We start from the raw sequence: 15,220 nt of genomic DNA on the forward strand, positions 1-15,220 counted from the left end.
TTATGTTTCTCCGCGCGGTACTTCTTAACAGAAGCAATGACCGACGGACCTACCCCGGCAATGCGGCAGTACTATGCTGTGAAGGCACGCTACCCGGACGCTATCATCTTCTTTCGGATGGGAGATTTCTATGAGACCTTCGGGGATGATGCCGGTGTGGTGGCCCGCGAACTCGAGATCACCCTCACGGCGAGGGGCAGGGACCGGAACGGTGAGCGGATGCCTCTTGCAGGCGTCCCCCACCACGCCGCCGACGGCTACATCGCACGCCTGGTGAACAAGGGCTACAAGGTGGTCATATGCGATCAGGTGGAGGACCCGAAGACCGCTAAGGGGATCGTGAAACGGGAGGTCACCCGTGTGATCACCCCGGGGACGCTGATCGACTCCTCGATGCTCGGTTCGGCCGGCGCCCACTACCTGATGGCGGTCGCCCCCGATCGGGCGGACTCATTCGGCCTCGCCTTCCTGGACGTCTCCACAGGCGAGTTCTTTGTATCATCTGGGAGCGGGGAACGCGGTTACGCCGATATCATCTCGGAGGTTGTGCGTTACCGCCCGACGGAGGCGATCGTCCCCGAGAGCCCTGGAGGTGACCTCCCCGCCAGGCTTGAGGCACTGGGGGTGACGGTGAGCCGTTACCGCGACGATGCCTTCGACCCAGGGGTTGCATACAAACGTCTCTGCAGCCAGTTCGGGACGACAACCCTCGACGGCTACGGCTGTGCGCAGATGACTGGAGCCATCGCCGCGGCAGGTGCAGCGCTCCTTTACGCCCAGGAGACACAGCAGTCACCCCTCCCTCACATCTCCGGGTTGTCGACCCGGGTGCCCTCTGAGAATATGCTGCTCGATGCGATCACCCTCCGGAACCTGGAGATCACAGCCCCCATCCGTGGAGGTAACGATGCAAACACCCTCCTCTCAACCCTCGATATCACGGAGACACCGATGGGGAGCCGGATGATGAGGTCGTTTCTGATCGCGCCGCTGCTCCGGAAGGATGCTATCGAGGCGCGGCTCGATGCGGTGGAATGGTTCTTTGACCGCACCATTGAGCGGCAGGCGCTTCGCGCGGCTCTCGGCGATGTTGCTGATATAGAGCGGATTGCCGGGAGGATCGCCTATGGAAACGCCGGCCCTCGTGACCTTGTAACGCTCAGGGACTCGCTCGAAGCGATCCCTGGCATAAAAGCGCTCTTTGACGCCGATGCTCCGCCGCTCATCCGTGAGGCCCTGGATATGATGGCCGACCACGCCTCGGCTGCAGACCTAATTGCCCGGGCTATAGTCGACGACCCCCCGGCGCTCGCCAGATCGGGTGGCATGATCCGCGATGGGTTCAACGCGAAACTCGACGACCTCCGGCACCTGGCGACGTCCGGGAAGGACTGGATCGCCGAGTTCCAGCAGCAGGAACGGGAGAGGACGGGTATCAGGTCGCTCAGGGTCGGCTACAACCGTGTCTTTGGTTACTACATCGAGGTGACAAGACCCAACCTGCACCTTGTTCCTCCGGAGTATGAACGCCGGCAGACGATCGCAAACGGCGAGCGCTACACGACCCCCGACCTCCGGGAGAAGGAGGCGATGATCGCGACCGCTGAGGACCGACTCTCGGCACTTGAAGCAGAAGTCTACGCCGACCTCATAAGGACACTCGCAGCGGAGGTTCCCGGGCTGCAGGCGACCGCCAGGGCTGTAGGGCTGCTCGACGTTTATTCGGCGCTCGCCGAGGTTGCCGCACGCTACGGCTACACCAGGCCGAGGATCGAGGAGAGCGGCCGGATCCTCATCCGCGACGGCCGCCACCCCGTGGTGGAGCGGAACCTCCAGACCCCGTTTGTTCCCAACGACACCGAACTTGACAGCGGCGGCACCCAGATCATGATCATCACCGGGGCGAACATGTCGGGCAAGTCCACCTACATGCGGGCGGTGGCGCTCTGCTGCATCATGGCCCAGATGGGGAGTTTCGTCCCGGCGCGGCATGCAACCATCGGGATCGTCGACCGGGTCTTCACAAGGGTGGGGGCGTTTGACGACCTGGCATCCGGGCAGTCCACGTTCATGGTCGAGATGCTGGAACTCGCAAACATCCTCAACAACGTAACACCGCAGAGTCTCGTCATCCTGGACGAGATCGGCCGGGGGACGAGCACGCTGGACGGTTCTGCCATCGCCAGGGCGGTTGTGGAGTTCCTGCACGGAAAAGCGGTTGTGGGCCCGCGGACGCTCTTTGCAACCCATTTCCACGATCTGGTCGACCTTGAGGGCTCGCTTGCGCGGGTGAAGAACTTCCATTTTGCGGTGAAGGATACCGGAACCGACGTTGTCTTCCTACGTAAGATCATCCCTGGCGCAACGGACAGGAGTTACGGTGTCCACGTCGCCCACCTTGCAGGTGTCCCGAAGAAGGTGACCGACCGGGCAAGACAACTCATGAAAGAGGCATCGGCACGGCAACTCCCCGACGGTCCCCGGGCACCCCTCTACACCCAGATGCTCCTGATCGATCCGGGCGAGGGCGTTGTGGAGGAGAATCCCGCGATCAAAGAGCTCAGAGCGTTGAACCCCAACGAGATGACGCCGATAGAGGCTTTGAACACCCTATGCCGTCTCCATAGGCTTGCAAACGGCGAGGATGAAGAGCGATGACAGAGATCCACGTCCTCGACCCCGAGACCGTGAACCAGATCGCTGCCGGAGAGGTCGTGGAACGGCCGGCATCGGTGGCAAAGGAACTCCTGGAGAACGCTATCGACGCCGGGGCAACGGTTATCCTGCTTGAGATCGCATCGGATGCTGCCGGGATAACTAAGATCCAGGTGACCGACAACGGAGAGGGGATGACGCCGGGAGAGGCCGTCCTTGCGTTCCAGCCTCACGCGACGAGCAAGATCCGGGATATCACCGACCTCTCCACGATCAGGACACTCGGGTTTCGAGGTGAGGCGCTCGCGAGCATCGCCGCGGTCTCGGAGGTGACCATGGTCACCCGGCCGCGTGGAGGCGAAGCGCTCAGCGGCACCCGCCTCGTGGTAAGGGGCGGCGAGATCGTGGAGACGGCCGAGGTAGGGGCGCCGGAGGGGACAACGGTCACCGTCGAACGGCTCTTCTACAACACACCCGTCCGCAGGAAGTTTCTAAAGAGCAGGAACACCGAGCTTGCCCACGTCTACGCGGTCGTTGAGAGCCTGGCGCTGGCGCATGGCGAGATCGCCTTCAGGGTGGTGCACAACGGGAAAGAGCGGATGGCAACCCAGCGATCCGCAGGACTGCTTGCAACCGTCGCGGGACTGTATGGTGCCGACCTGGCCCGATCGCTCCTCCCCGTCGAGGGGAGGCTTCCGTTCCTTACCATCCGCGGCTACGTATCCCGGCCCCAGGAGAACAGGGGGAGCCCCTCACAGATCTCTCTCAGCATCAACGGACGAAGCATACTCTCCCGCAAGATCGCCGCCGCCGTCAGGGAGGGTTACGGAAACCTCCTCCCTAAAGACAGATACCCGGTAGCGTTCATGGACCTTGCGATCGATACCGGGCTTGTTGACGTCAACGTCCACCCGACCAAGCGAGAGGTCCGGCTATCCAGGGAGCGCGAGATCCTGGAGGCGGTCACCGCAGCGGTGAGGAAAGCGCTCGCAGACCACGACCTCTCACGGGATGCGCCAGGAGAGCCAGTGCAGCAGCAGATCGTGGCGGATGATACGCCACCGGTGGCGCGGGAGACTGAAGCGGTCTACGCGGCCGCTCACCGCGGCGGACCCGCCCTGGCCGATAAACGCCTCCGCCGGACAGAGAGGGAGGGGGAGAAGAACCTTCTGCCGGCGATGGAGCCGATAGGGCAGGTGGCCGCAACCTACATCGCGGCGGAGGGGGTCGACGGCACCCTCTACCTCGTCGACCAGCATGCCGCCCATGAACGGATCCTCTACGACCAGGTCGTGGAGCAGCGTGATGCCGAATCCGCCGCACAGGAACTGCTCGTCCCGGTCATCCTCCCCCTCTCTCCGAAAGAGGCCGCCGCGCTCCGGGAGGCGATCCCGCTCCTGGCGGGGGAGGGGTTTGTGGTGGAGGAGTTCGGCCGGGACACATTCGCCGTCCGGGCAGTCCCCGCCGCCCTCGGTGCGGTGGAGGACGCCGCCGGCACGGTCAGAGAGACCATCGCCGATCTCCTCAGCGGCGAGTCCCGCGCTCACACCGACCGGCGGGAGGCGGTCACCTGCATAATCGCCTGCAGGGGCGCAATCAAGGCCGGCACCCGTCTCACGCCAGAGCAGCAGCGACTGTTGATCTCGCAGCTCGCCCGGACGAAGACCCCATGGACGTGTCCGCACGGGAGACCAACGGTTGTGGCGTTCGATAGAAAGAAACTCGAAAAGATCTTCGGGCGGAGATGAGTCCGCACCCTTCAGACTGCGCCAGAGACCGTTCTTGAACCTTCGTCTGCACGGAGGTATGTGAGCAGGTCATCGAGGGTCTCCACATACCCCACCTGGATCCCCAGGATCTCCTGGATACAGGTCTGTGCGTCCATGGCAACCGGCAGTTGGCGCACGACCTTGAGGTTGCCTAGTAGCCTGACCTCCTCACGGTAACCAACCACCTGGTTGTTCTCCCGGGGGAGGAGGAGAATCGTCTTTCCGCTGCGGTAAGCGGCCTCAGCCTTCTCCAGAACACCGCCGATCGCGCCTATATTCCCGTTCTCATCGATTGTCCCCGTCACCGTCACGCTCTCGTTGATCTGGAAGTCTTCAAGCACCGAGACCAGCAGCGCGGCCATGGCCGCTCCTGCGCTGGGCCCATCGATCTCGGAGACCTCTTCCGCGCTCCTGATGCTGAAGATGACATCGGTCCCTGATATGTCCACGCCGGAGTGCCTGGCGGCAGCAGCGACCGCGTGGTTTGCAGCGTCCTGGAAGACCGTCCCCATCAGCGGCGTTGTCTGAACGAGAACACGCCCTTTCCCTGGCGCAACCTCAACCGTGATGTTTACCATCCCGCCCCCGGTTGTAACCTCCTGGTAGGGGAAGGGGCCGCCCTGCCTGACCTCAATGCGCTGGATGACCACCGGCACCTCCATCGTGGCGGTCCCACCCGTCGCTGAGGCTGGCGCGAGCGCGGCCGAGGGGGTGCCGACCCCATCCTCCGCCTCCGGGACGGCCGGGGATAGGCCGGCTCCTGCGGGGGAGAGGATGAGACCCAGAAGAAAGATATTTGCAGCAACCGATAACACGAGCAGAACCGCCAGGGTCTTTTCCAGCAGGTGTGTATTGCGCCCCATGAATGTACTCTATTCTTTCGGAGAAGATGTAACTTGCGCGGGGGCAAGCAGTAGTTGTGTTGAACCTCTTTCGCCAACCACCACCCACATGCAGGCCCCGGAAACTCGGGCGGGCGGTGAGGGGCGGTTAGCAGGAGACGCGGTGCCATGACGGAGACGGGATTTCAGGGAAGTTTCTCAGCAGCAACGCGGTGAGGATGCACTCAGACGCACAGCATCGATGAAGAATCGCCCCTGTCTCCAAGTCTCACCCAGGAAAACATCCTTCCTCCGGGGATGGGCGCTGGGCACCTCCTCACCAGTCTCTACATGCCCCGGCAAAGATCCCCGGTTCATCGACGAACCTGATTCAAGCCGGGGACAGCCTGAAAGAACCGGTTTGATGGCCCCCCTCGCCTGGAGACTGCAGGCGGAAGAACTTTCCCCGACCGCTCAAAGCCTCATCCGGCAGATGTCGCGCATCGCCCGGAGGACGTAGAGGGTCTCGCCCTCAAGCGGCTCCTCGTCGACGATAAACGAGACGAAACCATGGCGGGTAAAGACCTCCCTCACCTCATCGGGCCCCGTCAGGGAGGAGATAAGCAGCAGTATCCTGCCTGAAGGCGCAAGCACCCGACCGGCATCAGCGATGAATCGCTCAATAACCGCTCTCCCGGTCGGCCCGCCGTCCAGGGCGTACTCCAGCCAGTCGTCGATCCGCTCCTCCGGGGCGGTCGGGAGGTATGGAGGGTTGAAGAGGATGAGGTCAAACGGCCCGGAAATCCCGGCTGCCATGTCCGTCCGTACAACCTCCACCCCCCTGGCGCGGGCGGATGCGGCGGCGTGCGGGTTGATATCGGTTGCAACCACCCTCGCCGCCCTGCCCACGAGACCGGCCGCGATATAACCGCTCCCCGTCCCCACCTCCAGCACCCGGTCGCCCGGCCTGACCTCACGGAGCGCCGCTCGAAGAAGTAGAAACGAGTCCTCGGCCGGTGTGTAGACCTGATCGCCCTTGCTCATGCTCAGCACCCGGTGAGCCTGTTTGCAATCATTGCAAACTCCTCAAGCGAGAGATCCTGCGGCCGGCGCTGCAGGAGTTCGGCGGGAAGATCCAGGATCGCTCCCTCGATCGTGCCGGGAGGAAACGCCGCCCTCCCGCTCTGCAGCCCTTTCCGCACAGTCTTTCGCCGGTTGGAGAAGAGCACCCGCACAACGTCAGCGTAGACCTCACGATCCACGATCGGGTACGGCGGTTCGTGCGGCATGACCCGGACAACCCAGGAGCGGACCTGCGGTTTCGGGCGGAAGGCAGAGGGTGAGAGTTCGAGCAGGGGTTTTACGGAAGCGTAGGTCTGCACCATCACCGAGAGCCGGCCGACGTTAGAGGTTCCCGGCGGCGCGATCATCCGCTGGACAAACTCCTTCTGGTACATCAGGATCGCCGTCTCAAACCCGATCGAGAGCAGCCGGAACGTAATCTTTGCAGAAACAGAGTACGGCAGGTTTGCGACGACGATATCGAACGGCGGGAGATCAACCTTCCTCGCATCCCCCCGGATTATATCCAGACGCCCCCTCTCGATCTCGTCGGCAAACGTGACCTCGAGTTCCTCCACAAGGGCCGGATCAATCTCTACCGCGATAACCTCTGCACCCCGTTCAAGGAGCGCTCGAGTCAGGATCCCCTCCCCGGGACCTATCTCGAGAACCCTTCGACCGGAGACATCGACAAAGCCGGCAATCTTCTCGACCGCCCTGCGGTCGATGAGAAAGTGCTGACCCCTTGGAGCCCTCATCTCGATGTAAAGACGTGATACTTCTCGTTCGGATCCTCGATCTCGCGCAGGATCCGGGTGACGATCATCCTATCCGGGTGGGAAAGCAACCTGATCCGCCTGGAGATATCCTCAAAACTCTCAAACGGTTTCTTCCCCCGCTCTTCCAGGATCTCCCAGAGCAGTTTCTTCCCGATACCAGGGAGAAGGTGCAGCATGTGGAACTTCGGTGTGATCGGAACGGACTTATTGAAGAAATCAACGAACCGCTGCTCGTTCTCGCGGACGATCTGCTCGACCACGAAAGGCAGTTCGAGTTTTGCTGTCGCCGTCAGATCCTCGTAGCCGATACGCCGCTTGACACGCTCGATCTTATCACGCTCCTCATCCCCGATGTAGACGCGGTCGTGGATCTGGATATCCGCGCCTGGTTTCGGAACGAGTTCGAGCAGTTTGAACTGGTCGGTGCCGACCGCCTGGACGACCGGTTCGCGCCTGTAGCCCGGCCGCTGGTCAGCACTCATATAACCCATAGGAAGGACATCGAGAACTACCGCGTTCACCTCTTTCTTTTCGGCTCTCATATGCTCCACCCCCCAAGGGGTTAGAAATGGGTCATTACCAGTTCGAGGATCTCGTCCAGCTCTTCCGTCGTCAGATTGAAACGTTCTTTTGCGTAGATGGCCCGCAGTTCATCCCTGGTTCGCGGCATCAGGTTCGCGATGCGGTAGGCGATATCCTCTTTCATCTTCTCGAGTTTCATCAACTCGGCAACAAGGGCGCGGGCTTTCTCGGCAGACGTCTTTGAGAGGTGATTGGCGTGCTCAATGCTCTTACGGAGCTCGTATGACATCTCATCCCCCGACTCAAGCCGGGCGGCCTCCACGGCGAGGAGAATATCCCTCACATCGGGGAGCAGTATCCGCTCTTCACTTACGACTCGTTTTACCTTCATGCCAATCACCAGTGTTGTGGGTTATAATTTCTGCGCTTTCAGGTGTTGCGGTCTTGCAATAACCTGTTTTATCGTATTGCCGTCCCTGACCTCGAGCACCCATGCACGTCCACGCCGCCCGATAACAGTACCGGTCTTCCCGTGGAACCGCCGGTGGGGCATCCCCTTCTGGACGCTCGGTTCGACCACTACGTGCACCCTCTGCCCGATCTCAAAGTCCTGGATCACAGAGGTTACTGGAGGGATGCCACGTTTTCTAAGGTCCTTCTTGAACTTATACCGCGTCTTCTTGCGTGGTCCATTGTGATGTGCCATGATTACTCACCATACTCGTTTGCTGTTTCGACCTGCACCACATCGAGGCTGACTACATGTGCGGTGCGCCCCAGGATCTGGGCAAGGCTGGGCCTGGTTCTGCCGGTGTCACCCGATACCAGTTCCTTGATGTAGAGACCCGCTTCACCGGCGACTTCTACCCAGTATCTGCCGTCAACGCCACCAGTACACTCGATATCGAGGACCCGCCGTTCCCGAACTTTATCTGCCCGCCGGTGCGACACCCTTGTCGGGGTGCGCTGCCGTATCGTTGCACCTTTTAACTGGTCGAGGGCTGCCCTGAACTCGTCTGGTGTTACAGAACCGTCGATCTCAACCAGGATCCTGTATCTCTTATGCCCTTTGTCTGATTTAATGCTTTGCACCATCTTCCGGTCAGCCCAGCCATCAAGGCGGACAGCCACGCGCCCGGCAGCATCCCTGTTTATCTTCTCCTCAAGCACCGCGAGATCCACCGACCGCTTCCGGGGCGCCTCGATCTCCATCACAAATGGACGCCCGGAACCAAGCATCCTGGCGTCGATGTCCTCCCGTCCTGCCCCGTGCAGGATCGCGTTCTTCGCCTCAAAGACCTCGACCGCCGGCCGGCCTATCAGTTCCTCAACGGAGTCGAGATACTGTTTTCCGGTGTAGTTGCACCGCTCGCACCCCGCTCCGCGGCACGCCCGGCAGTCCCAGTGGGTCTGCGGAATCCCGCGCTCATACTTCAGGTACCGTCCGGCAAAGAAGACCGGGTTGACCTGCACCTCGACAGTGCCCTCGCTGAGATCGAGGATTGCAACAACGTCAGGGTTTTTAAGGTCGGCGTTCTTCCCGGTGAGCCCCGACACAGCCTTTCCCACCTCCCTGTTCATCTCGGCTTTGAGCGGCTCGGGGTCGTGAAGGGTAAGGTCGCTCCAGACCATCTCTTCGCTCTCCGCAACAAGCGGCGGCACCCTCGTCCCTATAAGGAAGGTCTCGAACTCAATACCCGATAAAGCCCCGGCAACCTTTTCTGCCCAGTCATCGATCCTGGAGAGTTCGCCGCCACAGACCCAGCAGGAGGCCGGATCCGGCTCCCGGTGCGGTCTGTTTCCCGAGACCTCGCAGGCGATCCGGAGCGCCCGGCCCCTCTCATCGTTGGTCAGCCCAAATGACCTCTTGCCGTAGAACCGCCCGAGACAATGGTCGCAGATCTCACCGTACTCAAGGATTGCTTCTACCTCTTCAGTTATACCCAACCTGACTCCCTCCGGTCAATCTCGTTTAAGAGGACTGTGATGGCATGATCGGCATGCAGCGACCGCGGTCCGACCGAGTAGCGGGCAGCCCCGGCGATGGCCTCTTCCTCCGCCGGCGTAAAGTTCTGGTGATCTGATAGGAGATAGTTCTCCGGGAGTTCTGGAACCCTCCTGAGATCCTCCCCGGCCTCGTCGAGCACCGCAAACGGGATCTCTGCAAGCAGCCGTGAAAGTCCGCCGCGGCGGACGTAGACCCCCGGTGTCGACTCCCGGAACTCATCCCCGCAGGGGATCGAGAGAGCCTTCTTGATGAAGGCAGCGCTGCTCCGTTCGTCCGGCGAGAGGTGGCGCACCCCGCTCCCGCGAAATAGAATGGTCTTCTCCGGATCCGGCTCCCCGCAGAGGACGAGGTAACACTCCACATCCCGCCGCAGGTCGTGGGAGAGGAATAACGAGGAGTTGACACAGCGGCAGAGAACGTCCATCCTCCCGCCGCTACCGGGGAGATCGTTCAGGCTGAAGGTGCCGCCTGTTTCGGCGACGTGACCCACGATGGCGAACCGTTTCATTTACCCGGTCCGCCGAACTTCTTCATCATGCGCTGCATGTTGAACCTGCCCCCGTCCATGCCACGCATTCCCTTTAAAGCGCGCTGCATTATCTTGTAGTATTTTATAAGTTCCCGGACATCCTCGGGTGTCACCCCGGCGCCGCGGGCAATCCGCTGGACGCGCGAACTCCCTATGATCGACGGGTCGTCGAGCTCCGAGGGCGTCATCGAGTCCATGATCACCCGATAACGCTGCATCTTGGTGCTGGTGATATCGTAGGCATCGTCCGGGATCTGCATGCCCCCCAGCGGAAGCATGCTCATGATCTGTTTGAGAGGGCCCATCCTGTTCAACGCCTCGAGCTGTTTGTACATATCCCGGAGTGTGAACTTCCCCTTGAGCATCGCGTTTACATCGATCTCATCGTTCAAAACCGCCTCTTCGGCACGCTCAACAAACGCCTTCAGGTCGCCCATCCCGAGCAGCCGCGAGATGAAACCATCGGGATCGAACCTCTCGAGATCCTCGATCGTCTCACCGCTCCCGATAAAGACGATCCCGCTCCGGGTCTCAGCGACCGCAGAGAGAGCCCCGCCGCCCTTTGCGGTGCCGTCCATCTTGGTGACTATGACGCCGTCTATCCCGATAGCCTCGTGGAACCGGCGGGCCTGCTCGCTTGCCTGCTGTCCAAGCGCTGCATCGATCACGAGCCACCTGTGATCCGGGTGCGCGATCTCGTTAATCTGGATGATCTCCTCGATCAGATTCTCCTCCAGGGCGTGCCGACCCTGGGTATCGATGATGATCACCTCATACTGCCTGCGAAACGCAGAGAGACCTTCACGGACTATCGCAAGAGCGTCAGGCTCCCCCGGTTTACCAAAGCATGGAACGCTGATCCGATCACAGAGAGTCTTTAACTGGTCGTAGGCGCCAGGCCGAAACGTATCGGCGCAGATCACCCCTGTCCGCAACCCTTTGCGCTGGAAATATCGGGCAAGTTTCGCCGTTGTTGTTGTCTTACCACTCCCCTGCAGCCCTGCCATAAGGATCGTCTGGGGCTCAAGCGAGACCTCGCCGGGTCGGCCCATCAATCTAACAAGTTCCTGGTAGACGATCCGGAGAACATGCGCCCGGACACCCATCCCTTTCGGGGGCTCCTCCTCGAGAGCGCGTTTCTTGACCGACTGAGAGAGTTGCATCACCAGTTTGACGTTGACATCGGCGGAGAGGAGAGCCCGCTGGAGATCGCGCACCAGTTCATCGACCGCTGCCCGATCGATCACGGTCTTTCCGGAGAGTTTCTTGACTGCGTCCTTCAATGAGTTGCCCAGGGTCTCGAGCATCACACCTCACCTCCCCAGCAGTTCGTCGACCATCGCCCGGGGCTCAAACGGCATGATGTCGTCATACCCCTGCCCCGTCCCCAGGAAGAGGATCGGTTTTCCAACGGTGTGTGCGATCGATATCGCCGCGCCACCACGGGGATCCATATCCGCCTTGGTCAGGACGACCGCATCGGTGCCGACTGTCCTGTTGAACTCATCGGCCCGGATGACCGCATCGTTCCCGGCCACCGCCTCATCGACGTAGACGACGAGATCCGGTTTCATCACCCGCCGGATCTTCTCCAGCTGGTTCATAAGGTTTGCCCGGTTGTGGAAACGCCCGGCCGTATCGGCCAGGACCACATCGATGTTGTGCGCCTTTGCATACTGAACAGCGTCAAATAGAACAGCAGAAGGGTCGGCACCGGGCTGATGGCGGACAACCCTGATGCCAAGACGGTCAGCATGGGTAACGATCTGCTCGATCGCGCCGGCCCGGAAGGTGTCCCCGGCACCGATCACAACCGAGAACCCGTTCTTCTGCAGGTAGTGACCTACCTTTGCAACGGTTGTCGTCTTTCCTGTCCCGTTCACGCCGGTGAAGAGGATCTTCACCGGGCGTTCGTGTTCCTCGACGTAGCGCAGGAGGTCAAACCCCTCCCCCAGCACACCGCAGAGGGCCGAACGCAGCGTCGACACAACCAGGTCGTCCACAGAGTCGCCGATCCTCCGGTGCCGGCCAACCAGCTCCGCCCGCATCCGGGAGATGATCTCATCCGTGACCGGGAGGGCAACATCGTTCTCCAGGAGAACCATCTCAAGTTCAGAGAGCGGTTCCTCGATATCCTTCTCCTGGATAAGGATCTCCCGCTCCCTGACGAAGACCTTCACCCTGCTTATGAGGGTGGGCTTCTCCCGTTCCTCCGCCTCTGCAGGGGGTTCTGACCTGGGGAGAGGGGGCGCAGCCTCCGCCTTCCCCGGGGGTTGCGGGGGTTCAACCTCTGCGCCGGCGGCCTCCTCGATATTCGAGGCAAATTTAGTCCGGATATTCTGAAGTTTATTCTTTAAAGAGTCAAACATTATCAACTTCCGCCCTGGCCTGCCTGAGCCTGCTGGGCCGCTCGTTGCGCCGCCTCAAGGCGCCGGGATATCTCCGTGGCCCGTGCCTGCAACTGCTCAAGCGAACCTGCGACCTTCTTTCCCAGCGCCTCAAGTTCAGTTATCCGGCCTTCAAGGTAGTTCGCCGCATCCTCTGTAGACCTCTCAACAGAGACGTCCGCCCCGATGTTCACGATTGCATGCCCGGTATCAAGAACTTTCACCCGCAGAAGAGCCCCGCCGCCGACCGGGAGAAGGACGGTGGCGTCTTCGTTCTCCTGGATCGCACGGAGGGTCTCGATGGCAGCGGCAGCCTCAATCCGCTGCTGCTCGATCATCGAGAGTTGCTCTGTCAGGATCTCGATCTGCTGCGCGTACTCGTTTAAGTAAACCTGGAGGGTCTGTATCTCGCGAGGGTCAACCTTCTCCACGTCACTCACCAGCTACTACGTTAACCGATTCGATTTTGATATAATTTCTCTTCAGGTGGTGTTTGCTCCCGATATCAGTGAAAACCCTCTCTCTAGCCAGGTTCTCGTTCGCTGCAGCGACAACCTTGCGAAACGGCTTCCAGTCGTTATCGATCCTGCACGCACCTACAATCTCAAAATACTGGTTCTCCATGACTTATCACTCCAGAAACCCAAGAACTTCCTCTATTCTACCAAGCTCAATCCCTGTCGTGGCGGATCCAGCGAGATAGCCCTTGCTGTTTGCGAGCAACCCTGTACCCACAAGGCCGCTTCCCATGTTTACCGACCCGAGACCGACCGGGAGATCGACCACACGCTCGATGCTCGCGATCTCTGTATCGTTGGCCCTCGGATGGACAAGGATACCCCTGTTCGTCGCGAACCCGGCCATGCCGACGGTCTTGATGCTTCCCAGTGAGAGCCGGATCACCGGCACGGAGAGGAACAACCCGATCTCCTCGACAAGATCGACCGGCATCCCGGGATGAACAGCGGCAACGTAATCGTTCGCGAGAATCACGTTGCCCGCCGCATTCATCGAGCCCTCGAGCAGGAAGATATCCCGGTAGTCGCTCAGGACAGCGAGTTCCTCGTCGATGGCAAGGCCACTGACGACCAGTCCCCGGCTGTTTCCAGCAACAAGCGAACCGATGATGCTGCTCTCCTGGACAGAGGTCTTCACGATCTCAACATCGAGCTCACGCTCGAGCGCCGCTGTGAACGCCGCCGGCGCAGCGGGATGGACTATCGCTATATCCTCAAAGACGCGGGCGAAGACGCCGATATTTGGATCCCCGGCAAGATCGATCGTTCCGGCCATCTCACTCCTCGGCGAGCTCGGCCTGGACCTGCCCGTCCTCAAACTTCATCGCGCGGACGCGGATCTTTCCGGGCGTCTTCTCGCCCCCCCGCTCCCAGATCTTCTCGTTGATGCTCTGATCAAGTTTGACGTCCTCACTCTTCATGTGCCGCGCCAGGAACGCCCTGATATCCTTCATAGCGATTTTACCCCGCTTCCACCGCGGTGCACGCTTCGCGTCGCGGAGGGGGATGACATAGACATGCTCCTTCAATGGTTCTACCATAGTTCCTACACCTTCAGGCTGCTCCGTCTCCAGTTCCGCCGCTTCGGGTGCGACGTAACATTACGGTTGGTTCTGATCATAACCCATGCAGGCACACGACGGTTCTGCTCGCATGCCTTTGCCAGCCGGATCTTCCGGCCCTTTGTCAACTTACTCATGATTCTCACTCTCGATAATTAATCACGTCTTTCTTCTGCCGACAACCAGAGACTGGAGGTGATGGGAGGGGAAGAACGGTGCCGGGTCGATGCCGCGGGCACGGATTGCGCTGCGGATCTCCTGCTCGTAGTCGCCGTTCCCGATGCTGCCTGTCTCCCCGTAGACTACCAGAAAAAACCTTTCTGCGAGACGCTCCACCTCAGGCTTACCGTAGCCAAGGAGCGGTCTGACATACGAGCAGCCGGTGGTCATCTCCAGGCGCTGAATCTCAGAGCGGTCGAGCCCTGGAACGCGGTCGTCCCGGCGGGTGCCATCTGCGACCACAGCGTAGTCTCCGGCCAGCATCTCTACCGCCGCCCGATGGACGGTATCGATCGCATCATTCGGGTAGCCGCAGGCCAGCAGAAGGTCTACAGCTTCATCAAGCAGATCGCGGCCGAGCACCCTTTTACGGAAAGGCAGACCTAGGAGAGTCGCGGCGGCATGCACCTGCGGGACCTCCCGGTCAGGATCGAAGACACAGGTATTCAGTTCTGTGCCGTAGTCGCGCGCAAGCATGATTGCCGCCAGCGCGCTGTCTTTGCCTCCCGAGAAGAGCAACCCCGCTTCCATTCCTATTTCCGCGTTATCCTGAAATCTTTCTTTGACGGTGTCAGCTGGACCAGTATGGTTTTTAACTGTTCGTCGCTGATCCGTTGCCGGATCCGGCCGCTCTGGGCCAGCATAACCAGTTGCTGTTCAACACCTCTTGCAAAATCCGGCCGTGTCAACTTGATGGTATTTAGCCTCTCCCTCGCTTCAGGCTCAAGGATCTCCATCAGAACGGTTCGAATCTGCGACTCCATCTGCTGTTGTCGTGCCAGTTCCTCCTCCATGGCCTGCTGCTCCATCGCCTGCCGCTGCATCTGCTCCAGTCGCCGGCGACGGAGTTCCGCGAGTTCGTCATCAACCATCAACCACGCCTCCTTCGA

19 protein-coding genes are annotated in these 15,220 nt (G+C 60.6%); 2 read left to right on the plus strand and 17 right to left on the minus strand.

What is annotated here, in order from left to right:
- Window positions 1-36 precede the first annotated feature (36 nt).
- Window positions 37-2,658: a DNA mismatch repair protein MutS gene (gene mutS, locus R6Y96_RS00110; RefSeq protein ID WP_318621407.1), complete on the plus strand. Its 2,622-nt coding sequence runs from the start codon at window positions 37-39 to the stop codon at window positions 2,656-2,658.
- Window positions 2,655-4,403: a DNA mismatch repair endonuclease MutL gene (gene mutL / locus R6Y96_RS00115; RefSeq protein ID WP_318621408.1), complete on the plus strand. Its 1,749-nt coding sequence runs from the start codon at window positions 2,655-2,657 to the stop codon at window positions 4,401-4,403. The genes mutS and mutL overlap by 4 nt, the downstream gene beginning before the upstream one ends.
- A gap of 11 nt (window positions 4,404-4,414) precedes the next feature.
- On the opposite strand, the gene R6Y96_RS00120 is transcribed toward mutL, so the two are convergent.
- From R6Y96_RS00120 to R6Y96_RS00200, 17 genes are all read right to left on the minus strand, one after another.
- Complete coding sequence (locus R6Y96_RS00120) at window positions 4,415-5,287, minus strand: S16 family serine protease (protein ID WP_318621410.1); 873 nt, start codon at window positions 5,285-5,287, stop codon at window positions 4,415-4,417.
- A 432-nt stretch (window positions 5,288-5,719) separates the two neighbouring features.
- Window positions 5,720-6,289 carry a HemK2/MTQ2 family protein methyltransferase gene (locus tag R6Y96_RS00125; RefSeq protein ID WP_318621412.1) on the minus strand — a complete coding sequence of 190 codons (570 nt, stop codon included), beginning with the start codon at window positions 6,287-6,289 and terminating at the stop codon, window positions 5,720-5,722.
- A 2-nt stretch (window positions 6,290-6,291) separates the two neighbouring features.
- Entirely contained in the window at window positions 6,292-7,065 is a 774-nt protein-coding gene (rsmA, locus tag R6Y96_RS00130; protein ID WP_318621413.1) for a 16S rRNA (adenine(1518)-N(6)/adenine(1519)-N(6))-dimethyltransferase RsmA, read from the minus strand.
- Window positions 7,062-7,628: a DUF655 domain-containing protein gene (locus tag R6Y96_RS00135; protein WP_318621414.1), complete on the minus strand. Its 567-nt coding sequence runs from the start codon at window positions 7,626-7,628 to the stop codon at window positions 7,062-7,064. The genes rsmA and R6Y96_RS00135 overlap by 4 nt, the downstream gene beginning before the upstream one ends.
- A gap of 20 nt (window positions 7,629-7,648) precedes the next feature.
- A complete protein-coding gene (locus tag R6Y96_RS00140) occupies window positions 7,649-7,999 on the minus strand; it encodes an RNA polymerase Rpb4 family protein (protein WP_318621415.1) in 351 nt (116 codons plus the stop codon).
- A 21-nt stretch (window positions 8,000-8,020) separates the two neighbouring features.
- Window positions 8,021-8,314, minus strand: coding sequence for a 50S ribosomal protein L21e (locus R6Y96_RS00145; protein ID WP_214022422.1), 294 nt, complete (start codon window positions 8,312-8,314; stop codon window positions 8,021-8,023).
- 2 nt (window positions 8,315-8,316) lie between these two features.
- Window positions 8,317-9,555 carry a tRNA pseudouridine(54/55) synthase Pus10 gene (locus R6Y96_RS00150; protein WP_318621416.1) on the minus strand — a complete coding sequence of 413 codons (1,239 nt, stop codon included), beginning with the start codon at window positions 9,553-9,555 and terminating at the stop codon, window positions 8,317-8,319.
- Window positions 9,546-10,124, minus strand: coding sequence for a tRNA (pseudouridine(54)-N(1))-methyltransferase TrmY (trmY, locus tag R6Y96_RS00155; protein ID WP_318621417.1), 579 nt, complete (start codon window positions 10,122-10,124; stop codon window positions 9,546-9,548). The genes R6Y96_RS00150 and trmY overlap by 10 nt, the downstream gene beginning before the upstream one ends.
- Window positions 10,121-11,452, minus strand: coding sequence for a signal recognition particle protein Srp54 (locus tag R6Y96_RS00160; protein WP_318621418.1), 1,332 nt, complete (start codon window positions 11,450-11,452; stop codon window positions 10,121-10,123). The genes trmY and R6Y96_RS00160 overlap by 4 nt, the downstream gene beginning before the upstream one ends.
- A gap of 6 nt (window positions 11,453-11,458) precedes the next feature.
- Window positions 11,459-12,514 carry a signal recognition particle-docking protein FtsY gene (ftsY, locus tag R6Y96_RS00165; protein WP_318621419.1) on the minus strand — a complete coding sequence of 352 codons (1,056 nt, stop codon included), beginning with the start codon at window positions 12,512-12,514 and terminating at the stop codon, window positions 11,459-11,461.
- Between the two features lie 2 nt (window positions 12,515-12,516).
- Window positions 12,517-12,972 carry a prefoldin subunit alpha gene (gene pfdA, locus R6Y96_RS00170; RefSeq protein ID WP_318621422.1) on the minus strand — a complete coding sequence of 152 codons (456 nt, stop codon included), beginning with the start codon at window positions 12,970-12,972 and terminating at the stop codon, window positions 12,517-12,519.
- Window positions 12,965-13,156 (minus strand): 50S ribosomal protein L18Ae, encoded by a 192-nt coding sequence (gene rpl18a, locus R6Y96_RS00175; RefSeq protein WP_318621424.1) that lies wholly within the window; start codon window positions 13,154-13,156, stop codon window positions 12,965-12,967. The genes pfdA and rpl18a overlap by 8 nt, the downstream gene beginning before the upstream one ends.
- 6 nt (window positions 13,157-13,162) lie before the next feature.
- A complete protein-coding gene (locus R6Y96_RS00180; protein ID WP_318621426.1) occupies window positions 13,163-13,825 on the minus strand; it encodes a translation initiation factor IF-6 in 663 nt (220 codons plus the stop codon).
- 1 nt (window position 13,826) lies between these two features.
- Window positions 13,827-14,090 carry a 50S ribosomal protein L31e gene (locus tag R6Y96_RS00185; protein WP_318621427.1) on the minus strand — a complete coding sequence of 88 codons (264 nt, stop codon included), beginning with the start codon at window positions 14,088-14,090 and terminating at the stop codon, window positions 13,827-13,829.
- Window positions 14,091-14,095: 5 nt separating this feature from the next.
- Window positions 14,096-14,248 (minus strand): 50S ribosomal protein L39e, encoded by a 153-nt coding sequence (locus R6Y96_RS00190; RefSeq protein ID WP_214022562.1) that lies wholly within the window; start codon window positions 14,246-14,248, stop codon window positions 14,096-14,098.
- A 22-nt stretch (window positions 14,249-14,270) separates the two neighbouring features.
- Window positions 14,271-14,861 carry a DUF7411 family protein gene (locus R6Y96_RS00195; RefSeq protein WP_318621429.1) on the minus strand — a complete coding sequence of 197 codons (591 nt, stop codon included), beginning with the start codon at window positions 14,859-14,861 and terminating at the stop codon, window positions 14,271-14,273.
- 2 nt (window positions 14,862-14,863) lie between these two features.
- Window positions 14,864-15,202: a DNA-binding protein gene (locus R6Y96_RS00200; protein ID WP_318621430.1), complete on the minus strand. Its 339-nt coding sequence runs from the start codon at window positions 15,200-15,202 to the stop codon at window positions 14,864-14,866.
- Window positions 15,203-15,220 lie beyond the last annotated feature (18 nt).

The sequence above is a fragment of the Methanoculleus receptaculi genome (genome assembly GCF_033472595.1).
In the GTDB taxonomy this organism is placed as follows: Archaea; Halobacteriota; Methanomicrobia; order Methanomicrobiales; family Methanoculleaceae; genus Methanoculleus; species Methanoculleus receptaculi.

Excerpts from the sequence above, each read along its gene's own strand:
- R6Y96_RS00190 (WP_214022562.1), bottom strand. The coding sequence starts at position 14,248 with ATGAGTAAGTTGACAAAGGGCCGGAAGATCCGGCTGGCAAAGGCATGC.
- R6Y96_RS00195 (WP_318621429.1), bottom strand. The coding sequence starts at position 14,861 with ATGGAAGCGGGGTTGCTCTTCTCGGGAGGCAAAGACAGCGCGCTGGCG.
- mutL (WP_318621408.1), top strand. The coding sequence starts at position 2,655 with ATGACAGAGATCCACGTCCTCGACCCCGAGACCGTGAACCAGATCGCT.
- R6Y96_RS00125 (WP_318621412.1), bottom strand. The coding sequence starts at position 6,289 with ATGAGCAAGGGCGATCAGGTCTACACACCGGCCGAGGACTCGTTTCTA.
- R6Y96_RS00185 (WP_318621427.1), bottom strand. The coding sequence starts at position 14,090 with ATGGTAGAACCATTGAAGGAGCATGTCTATGTCATCCCCCTCCGCGAC.
- mutS (WP_318621407.1), top strand. The coding sequence starts at position 37 with ATGACCGACGGACCTACCCCGGCAATGCGGCAGTACTATGCTGTGAAG.
- R6Y96_RS00160 (WP_318621418.1), bottom strand. The coding sequence starts at position 11,452 with ATGCTCGAGACCCTGGGCAACTCATTGAAGGACGCAGTCAAGAAACTC.
- R6Y96_RS00140 (WP_318621415.1), bottom strand. The coding sequence starts at position 7,999 with ATGAAGGTAAAACGAGTCGTAAGTGAAGAGCGGATACTGCTCCCCGAT.
- rsmA (WP_318621413.1), bottom strand. The coding sequence starts at position 7,065 with ATGAGGGCTCCAAGGGGTCAGCACTTTCTCATCGACCGCAGGGCGGTC.
- R6Y96_RS00200 (WP_318621430.1), bottom strand. The coding sequence starts at position 15,202 with ATGGTTGATGACGAACTCGCGGAACTCCGTCGCCGGCGACTGGAGCAG.
- R6Y96_RS00135 (WP_318621414.1), bottom strand. The coding sequence starts at position 7,628 with ATGAGAGCCGAAAAGAAAGAGGTGAACGCGGTAGTTCTCGATGTCCTT.
- trmY (WP_318621417.1), bottom strand. The coding sequence starts at position 10,124 with ATGAAACGGTTCGCCATCGTGGGTCACGTCGCCGAAACAGGCGGCACC.
- R6Y96_RS00145 (WP_214022422.1), bottom strand. The coding sequence starts at position 8,314 with ATGGCACATCACAATGGACCACGCAAGAAGACGCGGTATAAGTTCAAG.
- R6Y96_RS00180 (WP_318621426.1), bottom strand. The coding sequence starts at position 13,825 with ATGGCCGGAACGATCGATCTTGCCGGGGATCCAAATATCGGCGTCTTC.
- rpl18a (WP_318621424.1), bottom strand. The coding sequence starts at position 13,156 with ATGGAGAACCAGTATTTTGAGATTGTAGGTGCGTGCAGGATCGATAAC.
- ftsY (WP_318621419.1), bottom strand. The coding sequence starts at position 12,514 with ATGTTTGACTCTTTAAAGAATAAACTTCAGAATATCCGGACTAAATTT.
- R6Y96_RS00120 (WP_318621410.1), bottom strand. The coding sequence starts at position 5,287 with ATGGGGCGCAATACACACCTGCTGGAAAAGACCCTGGCGGTTCTGCTC.